23 protein-coding genes, 1 rRNA gene and 1 CRISPR repeat array are annotated in these 21503 nt (G+C 52.0%); of the genes, 19 read left to right on the forward strand and 5 right to left on the reverse strand.

Going from position 1 to position 21503, the window contains the following annotated elements; genetic code table 11:
* From rrf to BAA01_08530, 5 genes are all read left to right on the forward strand, one after another.
* Window positions 1-95, forward strand: a 5S ribosomal RNA gene (gene rrf / locus BAA01_08510); the annotation flags it as partial.
* 223 nt (window positions 96-318) lie between these two features.
* Window positions 319-885 carry a hypothetical protein gene (locus BAA01_08515; GenBank protein ID OUM88203.1) on the forward strand — a complete coding sequence of 189 codons (567 nt, stop codon included), beginning with the start codon at window positions 319-321 and terminating at the stop codon, window positions 883-885.
* A gap of 126 nt (window positions 886-1011) precedes the next feature.
* Entirely contained in the window at window positions 1012-1689 is a 678-nt protein-coding gene (locus BAA01_08520; GenBank protein ID OUM88204.1) for a hypothetical protein, read from the forward strand.
* 285 nt (window positions 1690-1974) lie between these two features.
* The gene (locus BAA01_08525; GenBank protein OUM88205.1) at window positions 1975-2166 is read left to right on the forward strand and encodes a hypothetical protein; all 192 of its coding nucleotides are present in this window, start codon (window positions 1975-1977) and stop codon (window positions 2164-2166) included.
* Window positions 2167-2316: 150 nt separating this feature from the next.
* On the forward strand, window positions 2317-3261 hold the full coding sequence (locus BAA01_08530) for a hypothetical protein (protein OUM88222.1): 945 nt from the start codon (window positions 2317-2319) through the stop codon (window positions 3259-3261).
* Between the two features lie 57 nt (window positions 3262-3318).
* On the opposite strand, the gene BAA01_08535 is transcribed toward BAA01_08530, so the two are convergent.
* On the reverse strand, window positions 3319-4275 hold the full coding sequence (locus tag BAA01_08535) for a hypothetical protein (GenBank protein ID OUM88206.1): 957 nt from the start codon (window positions 4273-4275) through the stop codon (window positions 3319-3321).
* Window positions 4276-4490: 215 nt separating this feature from the next.
* Here BAA01_08535 and BAA01_08540 point away from each other — a divergent pair, with 215 nt between their 5' ends.
* Together BAA01_08540 and BAA01_08545 are read left to right on the forward strand one after the other, a co-directional pair.
* Complete coding sequence (locus tag BAA01_08540) at window positions 4491-5657, forward strand: cystathionine gamma-synthase (protein OUM88207.1); 1167 nt, start codon at window positions 4491-4493, stop codon at window positions 5655-5657.
* A gap of 8 nt (window positions 5658-5665) precedes the next feature.
* Window positions 5666-6799 carry a cystathionine gamma-synthase gene (locus BAA01_08545; protein OUM88223.1) on the forward strand — a complete coding sequence of 378 codons (1134 nt, stop codon included), beginning with the start codon at window positions 5666-5668 and terminating at the stop codon, window positions 6797-6799.
* A 21-nt stretch (window positions 6800-6820) separates the two neighbouring features.
* Here BAA01_08545 and BAA01_08550 read toward each other — a convergent pair whose 3' ends face one another.
* Window positions 6821-7057, reverse strand: coding sequence for a hypothetical protein (locus tag BAA01_08550; GenBank protein ID OUM88224.1), 237 nt, complete (start codon window positions 7055-7057; stop codon window positions 6821-6823).
* Window positions 7058-7262: 205 nt separating this feature from the next.
* Here BAA01_08550 and BAA01_08555 point away from each other — a divergent pair, with 205 nt between their 5' ends.
* The 4 genes from BAA01_08555 (at window position 7263) to BAA01_08570 (ending at window position 9758) form a co-directional block, all read left to right on the forward strand.
* On the forward strand, window positions 7263-7448 hold the full coding sequence (locus BAA01_08555) for a hypothetical protein (protein OUM88208.1): 186 nt from the start codon (window positions 7263-7265) through the stop codon (window positions 7446-7448).
* Window positions 7449-7461: 13 nt separating this feature from the next.
* A complete protein-coding gene (locus BAA01_08560) occupies window positions 7462-7863 on the forward strand; it encodes a hypothetical protein (protein ID OUM88209.1) in 402 nt (133 codons plus the stop codon).
* Window positions 7864-7979: 116 nt separating this feature from the next.
* Complete coding sequence (locus tag BAA01_08565) at window positions 7980-8915, forward strand: hypothetical protein (GenBank protein ID OUM88210.1); 936 nt, start codon at window positions 7980-7982, stop codon at window positions 8913-8915.
* 114 nt (window positions 8916-9029) lie between these two features.
* On the forward strand, window positions 9030-9758 hold the full coding sequence (locus tag BAA01_08570) for a hypothetical protein (GenBank protein ID OUM88211.1): 729 nt from the start codon (window positions 9030-9032) through the stop codon (window positions 9756-9758).
* Between the two features lie 93 nt (window positions 9759-9851).
* Here BAA01_08570 and BAA01_08575 read toward each other — a convergent pair whose 3' ends face one another.
* On the reverse strand, window positions 9852-10286 hold the full coding sequence (locus BAA01_08575) for a hypothetical protein (GenBank protein OUM88212.1): 435 nt from the start codon (window positions 10284-10286) through the stop codon (window positions 9852-9854).
* Window positions 10287-10520: 234 nt separating this feature from the next.
* Here BAA01_08575 and BAA01_08580 point away from each other — a divergent pair, with 234 nt between their 5' ends.
* Together BAA01_08580 and BAA01_08585 are read left to right on the forward strand one after the other, a co-directional pair.
* On the forward strand, window positions 10521-12149 hold the full coding sequence (locus tag BAA01_08580) for a hypothetical protein (GenBank protein ID OUM88213.1): 1629 nt from the start codon (window positions 10521-10523) through the stop codon (window positions 12147-12149).
* Between the two features lie 71 nt (window positions 12150-12220).
* A complete protein-coding gene (locus BAA01_08585; GenBank protein OUM88214.1) occupies window positions 12221-12676 on the forward strand; it encodes a hypothetical protein in 456 nt (151 codons plus the stop codon).
* A 130-nt stretch (window positions 12677-12806) separates the two neighbouring features.
* Here the strand turns inward: BAA01_08585 and BAA01_08590 are convergent, their stop codons facing one another.
* Window positions 12807-13118, reverse strand: a complete 312-nt coding sequence (locus BAA01_08590; GenBank protein ID OUM88215.1) for a hypothetical protein — start codon at window positions 13116-13118, stop codon at window positions 12807-12809.
* Window positions 13119-13151: 33 nt separating this feature from the next.
* Entirely contained in the window at window positions 13152-14081 is a 930-nt protein-coding gene (locus BAA01_08595) for a hypothetical protein (protein OUM88216.1), read from the reverse strand.
* Between the two features lie 459 nt (window positions 14082-14540).
* On the opposite strand from BAA01_08595, the gene BAA01_08600 reads away from it, so the two are divergent.
* From BAA01_08600 to BAA01_08625, 6 genes are all read left to right on the forward strand, one after another.
* A complete protein-coding gene (locus BAA01_08600; protein OUM88217.1) occupies window positions 14541-15485 on the forward strand; it encodes a hypothetical protein in 945 nt (314 codons plus the stop codon).
* A gap of 96 nt (window positions 15486-15581) precedes the next feature.
* Complete coding sequence (locus BAA01_08605) at window positions 15582-16412, forward strand: hypothetical protein (protein OUM88218.1); 831 nt, start codon at window positions 15582-15584, stop codon at window positions 16410-16412.
* Window positions 16413-16716: 304 nt separating this feature from the next.
* Entirely contained in the window at window positions 16717-17478 is a 762-nt protein-coding gene (locus BAA01_08610; GenBank protein OUM88225.1) for a CRISPR-associated endoribonuclease Cas6, read from the forward strand.
* 38 nt (window positions 17479-17516) lie between these two features.
* The gene (locus BAA01_08615) at window positions 17517-18023 is read left to right on the forward strand and encodes a CRISPR-associated protein Cas4 (GenBank protein ID OUM88219.1); all 507 of its coding nucleotides are present in this window, start codon (window positions 17517-17519) and stop codon (window positions 18021-18023) included.
* Window positions 18024-18039: 16 nt separating this feature from the next.
* Complete coding sequence (locus BAA01_08620) at window positions 18040-19032, forward strand: subtype I-B CRISPR-associated endonuclease Cas1 (protein ID OUM88220.1); 993 nt, start codon at window positions 18040-18042, stop codon at window positions 19030-19032.
* An 88-nt stretch (window positions 19033-19120) separates the two neighbouring features.
* On the forward strand, window positions 19121-19384 hold the full coding sequence (locus BAA01_08625) for a CRISPR-associated endonuclease Cas2 (GenBank protein OUM88221.1): 264 nt from the start codon (window positions 19121-19123) through the stop codon (window positions 19382-19384).
* A gap of 249 nt (window positions 19385-19633) precedes the next feature.
* Window positions 19634-21198: a CRISPR direct-repeat array (repeat unit 30 nt; unit sequence GTTTGTAGCCTACCTATGAGGGATTGAAAC).
* Window positions 21199-21503 lie beyond the last annotated feature (305 nt).

The raw sequence follows: 21503 nt of genomic DNA on the forward strand, positions 1-21503 counted from the left end.
ACACACCGGTTCCCATCCCGAACACCGAAGTTAAGCCCTCCAGCGCCGATGGTACTTGGGGCGGGAGCCCCTGGGAGAGTAGGACGTTGCCAGGCAGCCGGTCAATATCCCGTACAAAAAGCCCATGATGCAGGCATCACCTGTATCATGGGCTTGTGTTTTTATCTCTAATTTACAATAAATGACAATAAATGGTGGAATACAAAAACGTAGTGAGAATGATACAATCATGAGAGCCAATACATACATTTTCATCATTGCTTGTCAAGAGGCTTGTCATGCGGATATGAAGAATTTGAGGAAGGGGCCTTCTACGCCATGTTGAACATGGGGATGTTGTTTCTCATTCTTGTCCTGCAGGTGGCGTACGTTTCCTTGCTGTCGGTCCGGATGATTTTGATGATCAAAGGGTTTCGTTATTGGGCCGCACTCATCAGTGCCTTTGAAATCGGTTTTTATTTTATTGGCTTTAAACTGGTCCTCGATTCGTTGGACAATCCGTTGAACCTGCTGGTTTATTGCGCCAGTTACGGTTTGGGGATTTTGGTCGGGACGAAGATCGAGGAACGGCTGGCGCTGGGTCATGTGGCGGTACAGGTAGTCGTCAATGGCAGCTGTTACAGTCACTTGGTGAAAGCGTTGCGGGACAAAGGATACGGGGTTACCGGTTGGGCCGCGGAAGGTCTGGAAGGGCCGCGGTGGATCATGTGGATCGTCACCACGCGAAAAAAACAAAGTTCGCTTTACCGGGACATTTTGGCCATTGAACCGCAGGCGTTTATCGTATCGTTCGAACCGAATTATTACCACGGCGGTTTTTTGCTGAAGCGGCGCAGACGGCACCAGCCTGTGGCACTATCCGGCCAAACCCCTTACCCGCGGTAAAAAATGCAGTGAATGGATCTCGCCATGATGGGGAATCTGGAAAAGTATGTCTGATTGGGGTAAAATGGTTACGGCGAAACAATACTGTCATGGATAGCAAATTTCCGGAACCGAGGTGAGAAACGGATGGCAAAATTGACATGGCATGGGCATGCGACCGTCCAGCTGGACAGTGACCAAGGTTTTGTTGCAGTGGTGGACCCGTGGATCACGCAAAATCCTGTCCATCCGACAAAACAGCTGCCTGAGAAAGTGGACGTCATTCTGGTCACGCATGATCACTTTGATCATGTGACGGATGCGGTGGCTCTGGCGGAAAAGACCGGTGCAAAAGTGGTGGCGCAGCCCGAAGTGATTGCCCAGCTGGTGAAGGAAGGACTAAAAGAAGAGCAAGGCATTGGCATGAACATCGGTGGAACAGTGGAAATCGGGCCGCTCTCGGCACACATGGTGCATGCCTTCCATTCTTCCCAAAACGGAACACCGGCCGGTTACATCATGACGTTGGACAATACGGTCGTCTATCATCTGGGAGACACCGGTCTCTTTGGAGATCTGCAATTGTTCGGTGAACTGCATGCGATTGACTATGCCTTGATTCCCGTCGGCGGGCATTACACCATGGACTATAAGCTGGGTGCCCTGGCTGCCAAAATGTTGAAGGCCAAAAAGGTGATCCCGATTCACTATCGAACCTTCCCGCTCTTGCTCCAGGATGCCAACCAGTTTGTCGAGGAAGTGAAGCGGGTCAGCCCGGGAACGGAAGTGGTCGTTCCGGAAATCGGAGGAACCATCCAGCTTTAAAAGAGCCCTTTTCACAAGAGCCGTATCCGCGGCTCTTTTTTTGGCGAAGAGAAGGTCATTCCTTTTCTTTGAGGTCATTGTTCCGGCATGGCGATTCCCTGAAGCGATTTGGCTTGAAGCTTTTTGGAGCAGATTGTTGATTGAAATAGTCATTCATTTTGGTATAGACTGAGAATAGATCCGAAGGTCCAGAGCTGAAGGTGTGATCAAATGAATCGGGAGGTTGATGGAATGGAACATCGTGTGATTGTATATGGTGCGGCCGGGTGAGGGGCCTGCACGCGGGTGAAAGAGTTTCTTTCACAGCAGGGGATTTCGTATGAGTCGCGTGACGTCAAGGCGAATCCGGCCTATATGGATGAGCTCAGCCGGCTGGGCGTTTCAACCATTCCTGTCGTAAAGATCGATGACCGCCTGGTCATTGGCGAACGACCCAATCAGCTGACGGAAGTGCTCAAGGAGAAAGGGATGTTGTAAGCAGCCGATCACTTTGCGCACAGTTTTCCGTTTGTGTACATTCGCCCCTTGTTGGGGCGATTTGTATTTTTGATTTATTTTTTTAAAGAAAGTGTGAAGATGTTCAGGGGGGAGTCGTGTATGAGCGGTCAAGGTCAGTTTCAGCCATCCATGCCAACGAGGCTTGAAAAAAGACGGTGGCTGACGTGGCAAAGGGTTGCGCTGGCGATTGCGATCCTGTCCGTCCTGACGGTGTTTAGCGTCATTGCCGTCTCTGTTTATGTAGGGATGCAATTGGTGAAACCGGACCCCAGGCCAATACAGCAAACCCCGCAGGATTTCGGACTCTATTATGAGGATGTTTCTTTTCACAGCCAAAAGGATCAGGTGCTTTTGCGGGGTTGGTGGATTCCTTCGCAAAGGGAAGGACAGGTGGTGGGTTCTGGGGATACGGTGATTTTTGCGCATGGATACAAATACAACCGGACGAATGACAAGATTACGGCGTTGAACCTGGCCAAAAGGCTGACGAATGAAGGATACAATGTGTTGGCCTTTGATTTTCGCCGCTCAGGGGAATCGGAAGGGGAGATCACCACGATTGGATATTTGGAAAAATACGACCTGCTGGCAGCCGTCGATTATGTCCGCTCACAACGGCAGTCGGCAAGGGTGGCTGTCATCGGCTGGTCAATGGGTGCCGTGACGGCCATTCTGGCAGGAGCAGAATCTCCGTACATCGAAGCGGTTGTGGCTGACAGTCCGTTTTCCGATTTGCGAGACTATCTGAGTAAAAATTTGCCTGTCTGGTCCAATCTGCCATCTTTTCCCTTTACACCGGTGATCCTCAATGTACTTCCCTTGATGTTGGGGGTTGACGTGGACGAGGTCAGTCCCTATCAAGCTGTGGAAAAGTTTGGTGAGAAGCGGTTGCTGCTGATTCACACGAAAGAGGATGAAGCGATTCCTTATACGGAAAGCCAGCGCATTGAGAGTGCGGCGCCGGCGGAGAGCACGGAGCTATGGTTGCTGGATAAGGGGGGACACATAGAGGCTTATTTGAACTACAAAGAGGAGTATGAAGAGAAGGTGCTGTCTTTCCTGAAAGGGGAATGACAGCCGCCCCAGACGGACGCCCAAAAAGAGGCGGTTTTTTTGGCTCACGGGATTTCTTCAATCCTGTGGCCCGGGTAGAGAAGCTTGTTTCAATTTGTTCTCCAGTTCCTGCAAATCGGCGGGAAGAGGGATGGCTACCTCAATCCATTCCCTTGTGAGCGGGTGAGAAAAGGCAAGCCTTTCGTTGTGCAGGGCCTGGCGGGGGAAAGGAATGTGCCGTCCCCCGTATAGGGTGTCTCCGATGATCGGGTGTCCCAGGTGGCTGAGATGGACGCGGATCTGGTGGGTGCGTCCTGTTTCAAGATGTGCCCGGAGTTTGGTGACTCCGGGGCAGTGGGGCGGGAAATAGCGGGCCAGCACTTGATAATGCGTGATGGCCGGCTTGGCGTGGGGTGAACGGGATACCCGCCGTCGCGTCGGGTGATGGCGGTCGCGGCCGATGGGTTGGTTGATCGTCCCGTCATTTTCCTCAAGGATCCCTTCCACAAATGCCAGATAACTGCGTTTAATCTGCCGTTCGCGCAACTGTTTGTCCAACAGGACATGCGCCAAGTGGTGTTTGGCCAGGATGACGGCCCCCGTGGTGTCCCGATCCAGGCGGTGTACCGGCCGGACCCGACGCTGTTCGCCATGGGTTTGGTAATAGAAGGCGACGGCATGGGCCAGTGTACCGCTCATCTGCGGTTCCGTAGGGTGAACGGCCATTCCGGCCGGTTTAAACACGACGAGCAGGTGTTCGTCTTCGTAGAGGATCTCGATAGGGATCGGTTCTGGTGTCACGCCAAAGGGCTCTCGTTTCATGACTTTCCAGCGCACGCGATCCCCGGCCTGGAGTTTCGTGAAGAGGTTTCGCCGCCGCTGGTTGACCAGGATGCAGCCCCTTTTGGCCAGTTGCCGGAAGTATGTCAGAGGATAGACCAGTTCGTTCTCGATCACGTCCGCCAGCGTCCGGCCTTCCCAGGAGGCTGGTACCAGCCACTCCAGCCAATCCCCTTTCAGATTGAAGTGGATCATCGGTTGCTGTCTCCTTTTCATCCATTTGTCGTCGTCATTTGTCTTGGATGTGCCCGTCCTTCATTCGTCTTCATGATTCAACATCTCGTTTATATCTTAATCGATCTCTTCCTTAATCGATCATGATTCGATATCAATCGATGATCGATCTCTTGACACCGTTTTACAATCTCTGTAAAGTGTATATCTAAGTTACTTGATAGGAGAGATCGGCGATGAACGAACCACGTATCGAAACCCTTCTGGCACAGGCTGGCTTGGTCCGGGAGGAAGCTACCGGGAGCATCAACACCCCTATCTACATGGCTACGGTATACCGGCATCCCGCTTTGGGCGAGTCGACCGGTTTTGATTACACGCGCACGGGGAATCCGACGCGGAGTGTGCTGGAGGCGGAGATCGCCCGCCTGGAAGGAGGCGCGCGGGGATTTGCCTTTGCTTCCGGGATGGCGGCCATTCAGGCTGCTTTTTCCCTGTTTGGCCAGGGCGATCACCTGCTGGTTTCGATGGATTTGTACGGGGGCACATACCGGTATATTGAACAGGTTTTGAGACGTTACGGGCTGACGGCCACCTACGTGAATACCACCTCCCTGGAGCAGCTGGAGGCGGCGCGGCGTCCCGAGACCAAGGGACTGCTGATTGAAACGCCGACCAATCCGCAGATGCACGTCACCGATTTGCAAACAGTCTGTGCGTGGGCCCGGCGAGAAGGGATTCTCAGCATTGTTGACAACACGCTGATGACCCCGTATTATCAGCGGCCGCTGGAATCAGGCGCCGATCTGGTGCTGCACAGTGCGACCAAGTATCTGGGAGGGCATAACGATGTGTTGGCCGGCCTCGTGGTGACCAGGGATGAGGCGTTGGGGGAGCGGATCGCGTTCATCCAGAATACGGTGGGCGCAGTGCTTTCTCCATTTGACTCCTGGCTGCTGCTCCGGGGAATGAAAACCCTCGCCCTGCGGCTTCGCCAGCAAAGCGAAAATGCCCAGCGGCTGGCCGAGTATCTGGCTTCCCATCCTCTGGTCAGTAAAGTATATTATACGGGACTTGCGGACCACCCGGGGCGGGAGATTCACCTGCGGCAGGCATCCGGCCATGGGGGTTTGCTGTCTTTCCGGGTGGTGGATCAGCGCCTGGTAGCCTCCATCCTGCGTTCCCTGAAGGTCATCTCGTTTGCCGAGAGCCTGGGTGGCGTGGAGACCCTGATGACGTTTCCGGCGATGCAGACACATGCCGATATGCCGGAAGAGGTCCGCAAGCGGGTCGGCGTCGATGAGACGCTGCTGCGTATTGCGGTGGGGATAGAACACGTGGAGGATTTGCTTGCCGATCTTGCGCAGGCCTTGGAGACAGCGGAGAGGGAGTTGAAAGGGTGATGAGACGGATGAAATGGGAGACGCGGGTACTACACACGGAAGGGATGATTGATCCGGTTACCGGCGCGTCCAGTACGCCCATCTACCAGGCGTCCACCTACCGGCAGGCAGACGTGGAGAAGCCGCAAGCCTATGATTACGCCCGTTCGGGCAATCCAACGCGCGATGCCCTGGAGCGGGCGATCGCGGAGATGGAAGGCGGGATTGCCGGTTTTGCCTTTGCTTCCGGGATGGCGGCCATCTCTTCGGTGTTCAGCATCTTTTCCCAGGGGGATCACTTGATCGTCTCAGAGGATGTGTACGGCGGGACATACCGGGTTCTGACCCAGATTTTCCCACGCTTTGGGCTCGAAGTCAGCTTTGTCGACACGACCGACCTGAACCAGGTGGAGGCGGCGATCCGGTCCAATACGCGTGGCATCTATGTGGAGACGCCGTCCAATCCGACGCTGAAAATCACCGATCTGTCCGGAGTGGTCCGGCTGGCACGGGAGCACGGGCTGCTGACCATGATCGATAACACGTTCATGACGCCATACTTCCAGCGGCCGCTGGAACTGGGTTTTGATATCGTCATCCACAGCGCCACCAAGTTCCTTGGCGGACATAGCGATGTGCTGGCCGGCCTGGTGGTGGTCAGGGAGAAGCCGCTGGCAGCGCGGGTGTATCAGGTTCAGAACGGTTTTGGCGCGGTGCTGGGCGTACAGGATGCCTGGCTGGTTCTGCGGGGCATGAAGACCCTGGCGGTCCGGATGCAGCAGGCACAGGAGAATGCCGTCAGGCTGGCGGAATGGCTGGCGGCTCACCCGGCGGTGGAGAAGGTGTACTATCCGGGATTGGCGGGACATCCCGGAAAGGCTGTCCATGAACAGCAGAGTTCAGGGTACGGGGCCGTTCTGTCATTTGATGTGGGAACGCGCGAAAAGGCGTTGCAGGTATTGCGCAAGGTGCAGATTCCCCTCGCGGCGGTGAGTCTTGGCGCTGTGGAAAGCATTCTCTCCTACCCGGCCACCATGTCGCATGCCGCCATGCCGCGCGAAGTGCGCCTGGCTCGGGGCATTGGGGATGGTTTGCTTCGCTACTCGGTGGGACTGGAGGATGTGGAGGATCTGATTGCCGATTTGGATCAGGCCCTTTCGTAATGGGGGATCATTGACAGTATTTCAGAGTTTACATTTTGCCTTGTCTTGTCTTATCCATGAAAAGATCCTGAAGGTATACATCAAACAAAAGATTAGCAGTAAAAGCAGCAAAAAAGATAACTCATGGATATTTTCCAGTTCAGTTGCATTTACAATCACAAAAGCGACGAACCCGATAAGTTGCAGGTACAAAAATACAAGCAAGCCTATCCAGGCAATCCTTAATTTGATATTTTTTCGCCATAAGTTTTCCTCCATCGTTACACATGGTTCAATCAATCATAGCAGTCTTGCCGACTCACCTGCAACAATCGGCACATCACTTTTACCTCGTACATTCTCATCGCCAACGATGATGAACCTGCTCAAACAAAACTCGTCATTTCAATGGAATCGCTAAAGGCGGTTCTTTTCTTTTGGGAGCGTAAGGTTTGCCATTTGGGGAAGGATAATGGAGAAGAGGATGAAAGACAAAGGAGTGAATCAAATGGTTCGCAATCGCAAGTTCTCAAATAATCAGCCAAGTGAGGTAAAAATGCCGCAGGAAATGTCGCTGGAACAAAAGAAGTACCTGAAAGAAGCCCGGCGCCGGTCTGAGGAGCCGATTGATCACAGGAAAACAGACGGGCCGAACATTCCTTCCACTTGAGGGAGGTGAACACATGCATCAGATACCAGATGCGTCGATCATCGGGAAAACAGGTGAGTACGGGCCTCTCAGCAAGCAGTTTGAGCAATTTGATTTTGTGCTCGGGGGGAATTGGGATTATGATCACGGATCATTTGACCGGATTGTGGCGGAGGATGGCGAGGCCACCATTTATTTGCGTGTGCCGTTTGAGGTGACGGAAGGAGAACTGGATGCACCGGATGCGAAGGTTGTGTTTGGGACCCCCTACGTGATCAAACATGTTGTGCAGGCCGATACAACCCTGAACGAGGAAGGGCTGGACAGCGGGTTGATGAATCAGTTCCAAGAACCGGCCGATCCCGATGCCAGCCTGGATCCAAGATGGGCAGAGGAAGGGCGCCGGCTGGTTGAAGAAGTGTCCCGCACCTTGTGAAAAGTTTGTGTTTGGCATTATTCCCGGGAACCCCCCGGGTTTTTTTGCGGGGGAATTTTCTCAGCGGGTGACGCTTAAGGTAAAATAAAGGAGAATATGAGCGAGGAGGAGAAATCATGCGTTTTGTGACATACATAGCTGACGGGAAAACGGCTGTCGGCCTTTTGACTCGCGACCAAAAATATGTCATCCATCTGCGACAGGCACAGATCGTCAAGGATGATCCCAAGCCGGTTGCGCATCCCCTTCCCGACAGCCTTCTCCAGTGTATTCAGATGGGCGAGGCGTTTGTGGAAATTTCCCGGGAAATTTTGCAATTTGTCGAAGCGTACCGCAAAAACGCAGGGGATGTGAGCCTTTCGTGGCTTAAGCCGCTTGAATCGGTGCAGCTTTTGGCCCCCATCCCGCGGCCTGCCAAAAACATTTTTTGTGTTGGGAAAAATTATGCTGCTCATGCTGCCGAAATGGGCGGAAGGGAAGCCATACCCGAACACCTGGTTGTCTTCAGCAAGGCGCCGACGGCTGTGGCGCATCCGGGTGCGGTTGTCAGCTGCCAGTCTCATGTGACCCGGCAGATGGATTATGAAGGAGAGCTGGCAGTGGTGATCGGCAAACGGGCCCGTTCGGTGACCGAAGAAGAGGCGATGGATGTGGTGTTTGGCTACACCCTGATCAACGATCTGACCGCCCGTGATCTGCAGGCGCGCCACCAGCAATGGCTGATCGGGAAAAGCCTCGACGGATTTTGCCCGATGGGTCCTTACCTGGTCACCAAAGAGGAGGTGCCGACGCCCGAGCGGCTGAAGATCGTTACCCGGGTGAATGGCGAAGTGCGTCAGTCGGCCAATACCGAACAAATGATTTTCACCATTCCCAAAATCATCGCAACCCTTTCTGCCGGCATTACCCTTGAACCGGGAGATATTATCGCGACAGGAACGCCGGCAGGCGTCGGTCACGCGATGAATCCCCCTTCCTATCTGCGGCCTGGTGACCTGGTCGAGGTCGAGGTGGAAGGGCTGGGTGTTCTGAAAACGATGATTGGCGAGTAAAAAGCGGCGATACAAGGAAATACAGGGAAATTCAAGAAATGTTCGGGAAACGCGGCTGCTCTTCCCTTGAATTCCCATACGGTTTGCAGTAGACTTGTTGCTCGGAAAGGGAGGATGGAGATGAACGACTTTCAATCCTACGAGGATGTTGAACGGGCCATTGACGAGCTGGTGGAAAAAGAGATCATTCAAGGGCGGTTTATGCGGACGTTGCTGGACGGCGCCTTTACGGAGGAGCAGATCAAGGAGTTTGCCCTGCAATACAGCTACTACAGCCGGAATTTTCCGCGCACTTTGGGGGCGGCGATTATGGCGGTGTTGCCGGAAGATGACTGGTGGGTGCCTCTTGCGGACAACCTTTGGGATGAAGGGGGAAGGGGCAATCCGGAGCGTTATCATTCGAGGTTGTACTGGACGTTTCTCACCTCGGCAGCCCCGGATGTGCCGACCAACGAGAAGTATGTGCCCGACTGGCCGGTTTCGCCCGTAGTGGAAGAGGCGATTAACACCTTGATCCAATTTCTCAAGGTGGCGACGCCGCTGGAGGCGATGGCGGCGATTGGCCTGGGGTCGGAGTTTTTTGCCGGCCGTGTGATGGGGCTGATTGCGAAGGGTCTCCAGCACCCCAACTATAACCGGTCGCGGAAACTGGATGTGCGGTTCTGGTCCATCCATGCCGATGAGCATGAGCCACGTCATTATCAGTTGTGTAAGGATGTGCTGAAACGGTACCAGGATCCGAAAGATTATCAGCTGATGTACCGGGCCGGTTCCTATATCGCCCGTTCGGAGGCCCGCATGTATGACGGGTTGTACGAGCGGATGATGGCGATTGGCAGATAGGTGATCGGAAGATTTTGTTGGATAAAGGGACCGTTAGATACCATTAGATAAAGAGGCCAGTTGAACCTTGCGGGTTCAGCTGGCCTGTCATTTTCAGTGAAAATCGATGTCGATCCGGTTTTTTGCAACAGGCGCCGATTTCTTCATCCGCACTTCGAGAATGCCATTCCGGTAAGAAGCCTTGATTCCTTCTTCTTCGACAGGGTGAGGGAGCGTGATGGTCCGCTGAAATTGACCGTAATATCGCTCTTCCCGATGAAACCGCCGGTTTTCATGCTCCACCGTATGATGGCGCTGAATCACGGCCTGGATGGTCAGTTGCTGTCCGTCCAGGTGTATCCGGATATCCTCTTTCTTTTTCACTCCGGGAATGGCGCATTCCACCACCACTTCGGTGTCCGTTTCATATACGTCGGTTTGCAACACTTGCGACTGGAAAAAGCTCCAGTTCGCCGGATCAAAAAAACGTTCCATTTCCCTGCGAATGGTATCAAAGGGGCGGGTGGGTTCTTGTGGAATGAGTGGCATGGTTCGCTCTCCTTTCCATGGTTAGTTGGATTTTCCCTTTTTCCGGCACCACCGGACATCGGACGGCACATATAGTATGTCCTGCTGTCCGGCGGTTATGTTTGGTTTAGTGTATGACATCACCAGAAAGAAGGCGTGGGCGGCATTGCATCCGTTTTTCTGTGCGTTACAATGAAGGTGGTGAACGCTCATGTCGGCGAGCGCGAGTGGCGGTTGTGAGGGGGGTGAAATGGGATGGCGGAAGTGTTGCTTTGGGTGCTCTTGGCATTTTTGATATCCGTTTTTATTCTCATACCGGTCGCTTTGTTTGTCGGGTTCTACCTGTTCGACCAACGCCAGAAACAACATGCGGTCCTGCGCAATTACCCGCTGCTGGGGCGCGTGCGGTATTTTCTGGAGATGATTGGCCCGGAAATGCGCCAGTATCTCTTTGATCACGACAATGAAGGCAAGCCGTTTTCCCGTGTCGATTACCAGACGGTGGTTTTTTCGGCAAAGTACGGGAAGGCGATGATCGCCTTTGGCTCCAGGCGGGATTTTGAGGCGGAAGGATTCTATTTGCGGAACAGTTTGTTTCCCAAGTTATCGGAAGAGCTCTGGGTGGAAAAGGTGCCGGTGTCCACAAAAAAGTATCATATCTTAAAGGAAACGCTCATTTCGCGGAAAGAACGGCAGGTGGACAGCCAGGTTTCATCCTGGTTGTTGAAAGAAGAGGATGCGGTGGTGATTGGCGCAAACCGTCCGCACCCCTTTCGCGTTCGGGGGTTGGTGGGGATGTCCGGGATGAGTTACGGTGCGCTGGGTGAAAACGCGATTACCGCACTGTCCGAGGGGTTGGGACTGGCCGGTGAAACCTGGATGAACACGGGAGAAGGAGGCATCTCCCCTTATCATCTCAAAGGAGATGTAGACCTGATCATGCAGATTGGCCCGGGGCTTTTCGGGGTCCGGAATGAGGATGGCACATTCAGTTGGGATAAGCTAAGGGAGTGGGCTGCCCATCCGAAGGTGCGGGCCTTTGAACTCAAACTGGGACAAGGGGCCAAGATCCGCGGCGGACACCTGGAAGGCAGCAAGGTGTCTCCTGAAATTGCCGCCATTCGCGGCATTCCCGTGGGCAAGACCGTGGACAGTCCCAACCGGTTCAAGGAGCTGGCGGATGCCGATGCCCTGCTTTCGTTTGTTCACCGCATGCAAAGAGAGACAGGGAAGCCGATAGGCATCAAGTTGGTCGTGGGGGCGCCCGAACCGATTGAAGAATTTGTCCGGAAGATGGTGGAACTGAAAGTATATCCGGATTTTATCACCGTCGACGGCGGGGAAGGAGGGACCGGCGCCACTTACCAGGAGCTGGCAGACAGCGTGGGCCTGCCCTTGCACGCGGCGTTGCCGATTGTTGACGAGGCGCTGAAAAAGCATGGCATCCGGGAGGAGATCGTGCTCTTTGCCTCGGGCAAGCTGTATTCACCTGACCGGATCGCGATTGCCCTGGCTCTGGGCGCCGATCTGGTCAATATTGCGCGCGGATTCATGATTGCGGTGGGATGCATTCAGGCGATGCGCTGCCATACCAACCAGTGCCCCGTAGGGGTGGCCACCACCGATCCCCGCCTGCAGAAAGCGCTTGTCGTCGAAGAGAAGAAATACCGTGTCGCCAATTACGTCCTGGCGCTGCGCGAAGGATTGTTCCACCTGGCAGCGGCGGCGGGACTGGAAAGTCCCCGGCAGTTCTCTCGCGAGCATGTGGTTTATAAGGACAGAATGGGGCGCATTTACCGGCTGGATGAGCATTTTTCGGCATTATCGGAGAAGGATGCTTTCCCGAGGGATAGCGGCGGAATGTCGCATTCTTCCATGATGTGAATCCCTGGTTATCTGGTCTTCATCAAATGATTCTGGTCTTCATTAAATGATTTTGTTTGTGAGGTGTGCTGATGTCGGTTCGAACTGTGGCAAGGGCGGCCATGATCGCTGCCCTCTATGTTGTGTTGACGCTGGCGTTCGCTCCCTATTCATACGGGCCCATTCAGGTGCGGGTCAGCGAGGCGCTGACCGTGCTGCCCATCTTTTTTCCCGAGGCGATCCCCGGTCTTTTTATCGGCTGTTTGGTGGCCAACGCCCTGGGCGGTTTGGGTCTCTGGGACATTTTCGGCGGCAGTCTGGTGACACTTTTGGCGGCGATTGGCACATACCTGTTGCGTCGCTCGTGGCTGGCCTTTGCGGTGCCGGTGCTGGCCAACGCCTTTCTGGTAAGCGCCTACCTTGCGCCCATCTTCCATGTTCCGTACTGGGCCACTGTCCTCTATGTGGGACTGGGGGAGGCGATAGCGGTGGGCGCGTTTGGGGTGCCGCTGGCCATCGTGCTGAGGAAACGGCTGGGCAAGAAATGATCGGCAACGGCCAGAAGTTCGAAGCCGGCATCATGGACATGGTGCCGGCTTCCGTCATTTTTAGGCTTAACGCTTCCATGGTTGCCGATTGCATCCCGACAAATTGATACGTTCGGAGTTGATAACAACTTTATCTTTTGTGCTTATGCGTTTGAATATAGGACAAATAATCCTCTTCGGAAGTGAAGATCTTCCATCTCTCGCGTCCAGATTGATTGACGATTTTTCTTACGAAGCACTTTTTTCCGGTTTTCATTTCTGCCGATTTTAAAAAATGGATCGCTTCCGTTTCTGATTTCATCGGGTATGGCCAGTGTTTCATGCACTGCTTTCTTCCACAGGTTGGACATTCATATTTTTCATGGTCGCATGGCGAATCTTTTGGAATCCAGCTATAGCATTCCGGACAGGGGGATTCCTTGCTGTATTTCCAGGCGCTCATGGATGGATCTCCTTTCGTTGACTGACATTCATGCTACAATTGGATGCTGTCGTGTAAAGGGCGGCTTTTCGTCCGGATGGATACCGGACGCAAACCCAAGGTTACGCCGAGCAGGATAAAGACCAGGGCAAGCAAGTGCCACCAGGAGGCCGGCTCACCCAGCAGCCACACAGAGAAGAGCAGGCTGGAGACGGGAATCAGGTTGAGAAAGTGGCTGGCCCGCGATGCGCCGACTTGTTGAATCCCGTAGTTCCACCAGAGATTGCACAGCCCGATAGAGACGATGCCGGTAAACAGCAGCAGCGCCCAGGGAAGCCATTGGGTGGGATAATCTTGCGTGGGGAAGATGAGCCATTCCACCCCCATCGTCAGCAGGAAACATCCTGAGGCGATGAGAAAGCTGTAGGCCGTCACCGTCATGGCGTTTGCGCAGGCGACGGCCTTTTTGACAAACATGCTCCCAATGGCTGCCGACAGCACCGCGCCCAGGGTGATGAGTTCTCCCAGACGGAGCCCGTGAAATCCTGAATCTTCGGTGTCGGAAAGGACAATGATACAGACGCCCGCGAATCCCAGAAACACGCCCAGCCAATTGATCAACGACATCCGTTCGCGCAGCCACCAGGCGGCAAACAGGATGGTCAGGACCGGCTCCAGGCCGATGATGATTCCGGCGGTCGCGGCATGGGTAAAACGCAGTCCCCAGCTCAGCGCCATTTGTTGAAGATAGACCAGAAACAGGGCCGCCATGAAGATGTGGCGCCAGCCCTGCGGCGGGACAGGCGTCAGGGACCTGCTGGACCACGCCACCCCAAAGAGAAACAGACCGGCGATAAAACTGCGAATTCCTGCCAAAGCCGTGGCAGGGAAGGAGAGATTCAGATGCCGGACCAGGGTAATGCTCAACCCCCACAGGCAGGCTGTTAGGGCCAGCAGGAGGAAGACCCGCGCTTCATGTTTCAATGGTTTCTTTCCACCCTTCCGTGTCATGTGTAAGTTCTACCACTTATCCTATCACATATTTTGGAGGTGCCCATAGCGAGCAGAAAATTTGTTTTGTGTATTCACTAAAACAACAATATTCGTGTTATAATGTTTTCAAAAAAAGTTCATCACTGTTCATTCACGATTCTGTCAAGTCAACCCGTCTTTACACCAAACATTTTGTTTTGTATCAAGGGGGAGACACGATGCACTCATCGCTTTCATTAGCGCTGGTGGTGAATGTTCTTATCACGGTGGTTTGCGGAGGAATGCTTGGGGCGTTGATCGGAGGACTGAATTACAAGCGGTTTGTGGCGCCGATGAATCCGGTGATTGAACAATTGAAACTAATGGCCCAAGGGGATCTGGGAATTCGTGTGGACGAGAAGCATGCAGGTGAGCTGAAAGGGATTGTTCAATCCGTCAATCATATGGGGGATGCTTGGCAACATATTATCCATCAGCTGGTGCGCGGCAGGTCAGGTTGCTTCCTCTTCCCAGGAATTGTACGCTACCGCGCAGGAAACCATGACCGTGGCACAGACCATCACCACGACGATCGATCAGATGGCCGCCGGAGCCGATACACAGGTCCAGGCGGCGGAAGCCAGACATCAAGAAATCCAGGAGATGCATGACGGCATCGCTTCCATCACGGCCGTCTCCAAGGAGGTTTCCCTTGCGGCCTCCAGTGTTACCGAAGAGGCGAGACAAGGAAATCAATCGGTGCAACAGGCAGTGGAACAAATCAAGCGGGTCAATGAAACAGTGGGACGTTCGGCAGAGGTAGTGGCACAGCTGGAGGCGCGGTCCCGGGAGATTGGAAAAATCCTGGACGTGATCGCCGACATCGCCTCACAAACCAATTTGCTGGCTTTGAATGCCGCCATTGAAGCGGCGCGTGCCGGCGAGCATGGAAAAAGTTTTGCCGTGGTGGCGGGCAATGTCCGTAAGCTGGCTGAACAATCCAGCACCTCGGCAAACCAAATTGGAACTTTGGTCTCGGAGATCCAGGAGGACACTTCCCGTGTCGTCGAGGTGATGCGGGTGATGACCCGGGAGATCACGGAAGGGCTGAACGCTGTCTTGCGGGCCGGAGAGGCGTTTCAACGGATTGTGGCATCCACCCAGGATGTGGCGGAGCGGATCCGTCAGGTATCCACGTCCTCTGAGAAAATCGCAGTCAGTTTTGAGCAGGTGATCCGTTCCGTGGATGAGATGACGCATATCGCAAGGGAAACGGCTGCCAGCACCAACCAGGTGGCTGCTGCGCTGCAGAGGCAGCTGGCGGCGATGGAAGAGGTATTCTCCACTTCGGAGACGCTCAATGCGACGGCCACGCAGTTGCATGAGTCGATGGGATTTTTTCGGAGAACCCATTAAAGAAGACGGATGAAAGAAGGCTCGAACTTGGGAAGAGAGGTTATGAAGAAGAGATGAAGAAGAAATATTGGTGAGAGGAAAAATGTTGAGAGGAGAATGTTGGTGAATATGGAAAAACGCAGGATGTACCTGAAAAACAAAGCGGTTGCTTACATTGACCAAGGAGAAAATTCCAGTGAGCCGGTCCTTCTTCTCCACGGCGTTCCGGAATCCAGCCTTTTATGGAAGGAAATTATCCCGGTCATCGTCTCCTCAGGCTTTCGGGCGATTGCCCCCGATCTGCCGGGCTTTGGACAGAGCGAACGCTTTGACGAGCCCTGCACCTGGGAACGATACCTGCAATTTGTGACCGAATTTACTGAATCATTAAAAATCGGAAAATTCCACCTTGTCGTTCACGATTGGGGTGGCTTAATTGGCCTAAAATGGGCCTGCGAACATCCGGAACGCATCTTGAGCCTGATCGTCAGCGATTCCACGTTATCTCCCGAATACCGCTGGCACCCAATCGCCAGAAAATGGAGGAAACCGGGAGAAGGAGAAGAGGTGATGGAAAAATACGCGGACAGGGAACGCTGGATGGCCGCGATGAAGCGGGAAATCCCATCCGCGGATGAGGAGATCCTCAATGACTTTTACCGTGTCCTTCAAACGCATCAAAACAGGCAAGTGATTCTGGATCTGTATCGCTCGGCCAATCACAAACTGGTGGAAAATCATGAAAAACTGTCACAACTGAAGGTACCGGTCACCATTCTCTGGGGTGAAAATGACCCTTACATTCATTCCGACTTTGCCTACAAATTGCGTGAATATTCGTTTCACCATGCCGAGGTACACGTCATCCCAGATGCGGGTCACTTCATCCATGTTGAGGTGCCGGAAAAGGTAAAGGCATTGGTTGCAAAGCATTTTGCTTCTCTGTAGAGTTGTATGTCTCAGTTCAAAAGGAATATAAATTATAAAGTATCAATAACGATAGGGTACATACCTTCAAGGGATTGAAATTGTTTATTCATTTGGAAACGATGGTATGGCCTGCCTATGAGGGTTAGTACATCTGATGGAGCTGTTTCAAGTGCGATCCTCACGCTTTTGAAACAGCTCTTTTTTTGTCAAAAATTGTTGACAGAACATTTTGTTTGTTATAGAATAAACTTGTACATCTAATAATCTAATAAATTAAAATAAAAAATACATATAAAAAGGTGGTATGGGGTTGCATCTCATCATGACATTGCAAGCGGAAGAGAACGTGTTTCAACTTCCTGTTCATTACAACTACTATATCCAATCCGCTCTTTACCGGGTGCAGGATCCGGACTTTTCCGATTTTCTGCACAATGTGGGCTTCCAGTATGGAGAAAGGCAGTTTCGCCTGTTCACTTTTTCCAGGTTGATGGGACGCTATCGTCTGCTCCGTGATGAAGCCGTGATCCGCTTTGAAGGGCCGGTGAAATTGGTGGTCAGTTCGCCCGTCATACCGTTCTGCCAAGCCGTGATGAACACCATCTTGCGGGAGGATGGTCTGCGCCTCGGACGGGTGAATTTGCGCGTGGTTCAGATGGCGACTGAACAACAGACGGCCGGCTCTGATTCCATTGTCGTTCAAACCTTGTCTCCGATTACGGTGTACAGCACGTTGTTTCGTGCGGATGGACGGAAATATACGCAGTACTTTCACCCGCGCGAGAAAGATTTCCGGGAGCTGGTGTATCAGAATTTGCAGCGGAAGCTTCAACTGATTCGCGGACCAGAGGCGGCGGAAGAGGTGGCAGACGGTCCCGCGTTTGATATCCAGCCGTTGCGAGTGCCGAAAATGCACCTGGTGATGTATAAGGGCACGGTGATTAAAGGCTATTCCGGACGCTTTCGCTTGATGGGAAATCAGGCGCTTTTGGATGTGGCGCTCAATGCCGGCATCGGAGTGAAGGGCAGCCAAGGGTTTGGCTGTTTGACCAAAGTGGGATCTGTGTATAGAAGAGAGATGTGATGTAATGAAAGAAATGGGCTGGCGGGGAGGGGAATGGCATGACGGAAGTGCTGGAACATGTCAATGGCACCTTGATCTGGTATTACTGCATTTGTCCGCGTGAGGCCTGGCTGATGGCCCGCCAGATCACACCGGATGAAGATGATCCCAACATTGTCATTGGCCGTTTTTTGCATGAGCAGAGATACGCCAGAGAGAAGAAAGAGATTTTGGTGGATGCGGGCAAAATGGACGTTGTCAAACTGACGGACGAAGGAGTTGTTGTGCGTGAGGTGAAGAAGAGTTCGCGTTACCTGGAGAGTTCACGGATGCAGCTGCTTTATTACCTGAAGCTGATGAGAGAACACGGGATCGAAGCACGGGGAGAGCTTCTTTTTCCGGAAGAGCGCAAGAAGGAGGAGGTGTTTTTAACAGCAGAGAATCTTCAGAAGTTGGAACAGACCGAAGCAGCCATCCTCAGGCTGGTGAACCAGCCGGCTCCCCCGCCGCCGAAGAAAATTTCCTTCTGTCGCCAGTGTGCGTACCGGGAGTATTGTTGGGCATGAGATGGAGGTTGCAGGCATGAAACGGAGCATTTACATTTTTACAAACGGCCAGTTGCAACGGAAGGACAATACCATTTACTTCGAGAACGAAACCGGGAAAAAATATCTTCCGGTGGAAAACATACGGGAGATGTATCTGTTTGGAGAAGTGTCGATCAACAAAAAGTTTCTCGATTTTTGTTCGCAAAAGGAGATTTTGCTTCATTTTTTCAACCATCACGGGTATTATACGGGGACGTTTTATCCGAGGGAGCATTACAATGCCGGTTATGTGACCGTCAAACAGGTGGAGCATTATATCGATGAGGAAAAGCGTGTGAACTTGGCGCGGAAGTTTGTTTATGGCGCTGTGCGCAACATTTTGCAGGTGCTGCGGTATTATCAAAACCGCGGAAAAGATGTGGGGGCGTTTCGGGAACAGATTGAAGAATTGCTTCCCGGGATCGAGATGGTGCGGCAAGTGCCGCAACTCATGGCGCTGGAAGGAAATATTCGCGAGATGTATTATCACGGATTTGACCGCATCTTGGAACATGAGGCATTTCGCTTCGAGAAACGGACGAAACGCCCGCCGCAGAATCACTTGAACACGTTGCTGAGTTTCGGCAATTCCTTGTTATATTCGATGGTGTTGAGCGAGATTTACAAGACACACCTTGATCCGCGCATTGGCTACCTGCATACGACCAATTTTCGCCGGTTTTCGCTCAATCTGGATGTGGCCGAAATTTTCAAGCCCATTTTGATTGATCGCGTGATTTTTACATTAGTGGGCAAACGCATGATTACTGACAAACATTTCGAGAAGCATCTTGAAGGGATTTATTTGAAGGAGACGGGACGCAAGGTATTTGTGGAGGAATTGGAAAAGCGGATGCAGACCACGATACGCCATCGCAGCATAGGCCGGGAAGTGTCGTACAGGCGTTTAATGAGGCTGGAATTGTACAAGATTGAAAAACAGATCGTGGAAGATCAGGAGTATCAGCCGTTTGTGGCGCAGTGGTGAGGCATGGGAGAAAGTTTGCGGAGATTGAAGATTGAGGGATCACCCTATCTGCAGGGGGAAGCGATGGCATAGGGGGCTTTGTATTTGTATGTTCGTCATCTTGGTTTATGATGTCAATGTAAAACGAACAGCCAAGGTGTTGAAAAAGTGCAGGGAATACCTGACATGGGTTCAGAATTCCGTTTTTGAAGGAGAGATTTCCAAGGCCAATTTGTACAAATTGAAGTCAGAATTGAGGCGGCTCATTGACGAGGATGAGGATTCGGTCATCATTTATATTTTACGCACTACAAGATATTCGGAACGTCAGATTATTGGGTTAGAGAAAGGCGGGTTTGATCAGATCCTGTGAGCCATCAGCTGATCACAGGTAATGTGGTGAGATTTTATTTTTTGAAATTGTGTTTTTCGTGTCGTCGATCGGGAATCGTGCAAAAATGCCTGGAGATCGACGACATTATTATTTGGAAATTGAAGAAACGAGAGATGGTTGATACAAGAGAGACGATCGATAGTTGAAGTTAGTTAATTCTTTCAATTTTTATTGTACTGGTTTATAATCGCAATTAAGGGAAATGCCTATTTTATAGTGTTTTAATGGGTTTGTAGCCTACCTATGAGGGATTGAAACATCAAGGAGATTGAAACCGATGAGAAGACCAAGAAAGGTTTGTAGCCTACCTATGAGGGATTGAAACTTTGTGCTTCATGATCTCATAGAGCCTATGCGGTGGGTTTGTAGCCTACCTATGAGGGATTGAAACTGAGTATCACAGTCTGATAGGTTCAAAATATCCTTGTTTGTAGCCTACCTATGAGGGATTGAAACACTTCCGATTGCGTGACTACCTGAACTGAAAGAACATAGTTTGTAGCCTACCTATGAGGGATTGAAACCTGAACTTCAGGAATCATGACACATCAGCGAGCACCGTTTGTAGCCTACCTATGAGGGATTGAAACGATTTTTTGAGAGCTTCCTGGAGACGTTTTACGAATGGTTTGTAGCCTACCTATGAGGGATTGAAACTTACATCAGAAAGAATTCCTTTTATTTCATCCTTGGGTTTGTAGCCTACCTATGAGGGATTGAAACCAGACAGAGATTGAGAAAACCAGAGCTGGCCGTAAGAGTTTGTAGCCTACCTATGAGGGATTGAAACCCGTTCGATGGACGGCAAGGTGTTCCGCTTGAGCGAGTTTGTAGCCTACCTATGAGGGATTGAAACCCGATCCGCATCCGAGTCACATATTCATCGTGTGGCGTTTGTAGCCTACCTATGAGGGATTGAAACCTCCCCACGCCCGGGCACGACCATGTTTCCTTGCAGTTTGTAGCCTACCTATGAGGGATTGAAACATTCTGTCGAACGTCTTAATCTCATCGTCACTAATTCGTTTGTAGCCTACCTATGAGGGATTGAAACCCGAGTTCGAGAAAGCTAAAATCAAGGAGCGGATGAGGTTTGTAGCCTACCTATGAGGGATTGAAACCTCCTTGTTTGCCAGCTTCAACGCGCCAGCCATGACCGTTTGTAGCCTACCTATGAGGGATTGAAACTTATTCCGGCTGCAGCTGTCGGTGCCCCACACAGAAGGTTTGTAGCCTACCTATGAGGGATTGAAACTTGTTAATGTCCTTAAATGCCTCGTGGATTTCCTTCAAAGTTTGTAGCCTACCTATGAGGGATTGAAACTGGTCTAGCATGAACGGGAGCTCATGCCAAGATCCGGTTTGTAGCCTACCTATGAGGGATTGAAACCTGACCTCACTGTCAATGGAGGTACCTCCAACATCGTTTGTAGCCTACCTATGAGGGATTGAAACATTGTCAGAACCGCAGGCACTGCCACGGCGCAAAAAAGTTTGTAGCCTACCTATGAGGGATTGAAACAAGGCTATTTTGTCTGCGGCATCTTTCAAGATAGGTTGTTTGTAGCCTACCTATGAGGGATTGAAACGCGATCAGTTCCGCGGGAACTTCTGTTGCTTCTGCGTGTTTGTAGCCTACCTATGAGGGATTGAAACGAATTTCACCGTCTTCCATCTTTGCCTTGTTTGCCGCCGTTTGTAGCCTACCTATGAGGGATTGAAACCGTCAGCAAAGCGACAGCCCCGCGAAGGCGGGGCCTGCCGTTTGTAGCCTACCTATGAGGGATTGAAACCCCTGTCAGCGTTCCTTTTTTACAATCAGGGCAAGGAGTTTGTATACGGTAACCTAAAACTACGCCACTGCGCTCATTGAAAAATCCCCCACCCTATCAGATAATCCTCACAGAGCGAATATTAGCGATGTGGGGGCGGGGAGAGATGATTCAATTGATCCAGAAGCAAAACATCCTTATCATGCACTACCGGGAGGGGAAGTCTCAACGAGAAATCGCGAGAATCACAGGCATCGATCGGAAAACGGTCGCAAAATAAATCAAGCAATATGAGCAGCAACGAAAAGAGTTGGAGAAAAGCGGAT

This window comes from Bacillus thermozeamaize (assembly GCA_002159075.1).
GTDB lineage: Bacteria > Bacillota > Bacilli > ZCTH02-B2 > ZCTH02-B2 > Bacillus_BB > Bacillus_BB thermozeamaize.

Bases quoted from the DNA above. Each gene is read 5' to 3' on its own strand.
- BAA01_08515 (OUM88203.1), top strand. From the start codon at position 319: ATGTTGAACATGGGGATGTTGTTTCTCATTCTTGTCCTGCAGGTGGCG.
- BAA01_08520 (OUM88204.1), top strand. From the start codon at position 1,012: ATGGCAAAATTGACATGGCATGGGCATGCGACCGTCCAGCTGGACAGT.
- BAA01_08530 (OUM88222.1), top strand. From the start codon at position 2,317: ATGCCAACGAGGCTTGAAAAAAGACGGTGGCTGACGTGGCAAAGGGTT.
- BAA01_08535 (OUM88206.1), bottom strand. From the start codon at position 4,275: ATGATCCACTTCAATCTGAAAGGGGATTGGCTGGAGTGGCTGGTACCA.
- BAA01_08540 (OUM88207.1), top strand. From the start codon at position 4,491: ATGAACGAACCACGTATCGAAACCCTTCTGGCACAGGCTGGCTTGGTC.
- BAA01_08545 (OUM88223.1), top strand. From the start codon at position 5,666: ATGAAATGGGAGACGCGGGTACTACACACGGAAGGGATGATTGATCCG.
- BAA01_08550 (OUM88224.1), bottom strand. From the start codon at position 7,057: ATGGAGGAAAACTTATGGCGAAAAAATATCAAATTAAGGATTGCCTGG.
- BAA01_08555 (OUM88208.1), top strand. From the start codon at position 7,263: ATGAAAGACAAAGGAGTGAATCAAATGGTTCGCAATCGCAAGTTCTCA.
- BAA01_08560 (OUM88209.1), top strand. From the start codon at position 7,462: ATGCATCAGATACCAGATGCGTCGATCATCGGGAAAACAGGTGAGTAC.
- BAA01_08565 (OUM88210.1), top strand. From the start codon at position 7,980: ATGCGTTTTGTGACATACATAGCTGACGGGAAAACGGCTGTCGGCCTT.
- BAA01_08570 (OUM88211.1), top strand. From the start codon at position 9,030: ATGGAGATGAACGACTTTCAATCCTACGAGGATGTTGAACGGGCCATT.
- BAA01_08575 (OUM88212.1), bottom strand. From the start codon at position 10,286: ATGCCACTCATTCCACAAGAACCCACCCGCCCCTTTGATACCATTCGC.
- BAA01_08580 (OUM88213.1), top strand. From the start codon at position 10,521: ATGGCGGAAGTGTTGCTTTGGGTGCTCTTGGCATTTTTGATATCCGTT.
- BAA01_08585 (OUM88214.1), top strand. From the start codon at position 12,221: ATGTCGGTTCGAACTGTGGCAAGGGCGGCCATGATCGCTGCCCTCTAT.
- BAA01_08590 (OUM88215.1), bottom strand. From the start codon at position 13,118: ATGAGCGCCTGGAAATACAGCAAGGAATCCCCCTGTCCGGAATGCTAT.
- BAA01_08600 (OUM88217.1), top strand. From the start codon at position 14,541: ATGCTTGGCAACATATTATCCATCAGCTGGTGCGCGGCAGGTCAGGTT.
- BAA01_08605 (OUM88218.1), top strand. From the start codon at position 15,582: ATGTTGGTGAATATGGAAAAACGCAGGATGTACCTGAAAAACAAAGCG.
- BAA01_08610 (OUM88225.1), top strand. From the start codon at position 16,717: ATGACATTGCAAGCGGAAGAGAACGTGTTTCAACTTCCTGTTCATTAC.
- BAA01_08615 (OUM88219.1), top strand. From the start codon at position 17,517: ATGACGGAAGTGCTGGAACATGTCAATGGCACCTTGATCTGGTATTAC.
- BAA01_08620 (OUM88220.1), top strand. From the start codon at position 18,040: ATGAAACGGAGCATTTACATTTTTACAAACGGCCAGTTGCAACGGAAG.
- BAA01_08625 (OUM88221.1), top strand. From the start codon at position 19,121: ATGTTCGTCATCTTGGTTTATGATGTCAATGTAAAACGAACAGCCAAG.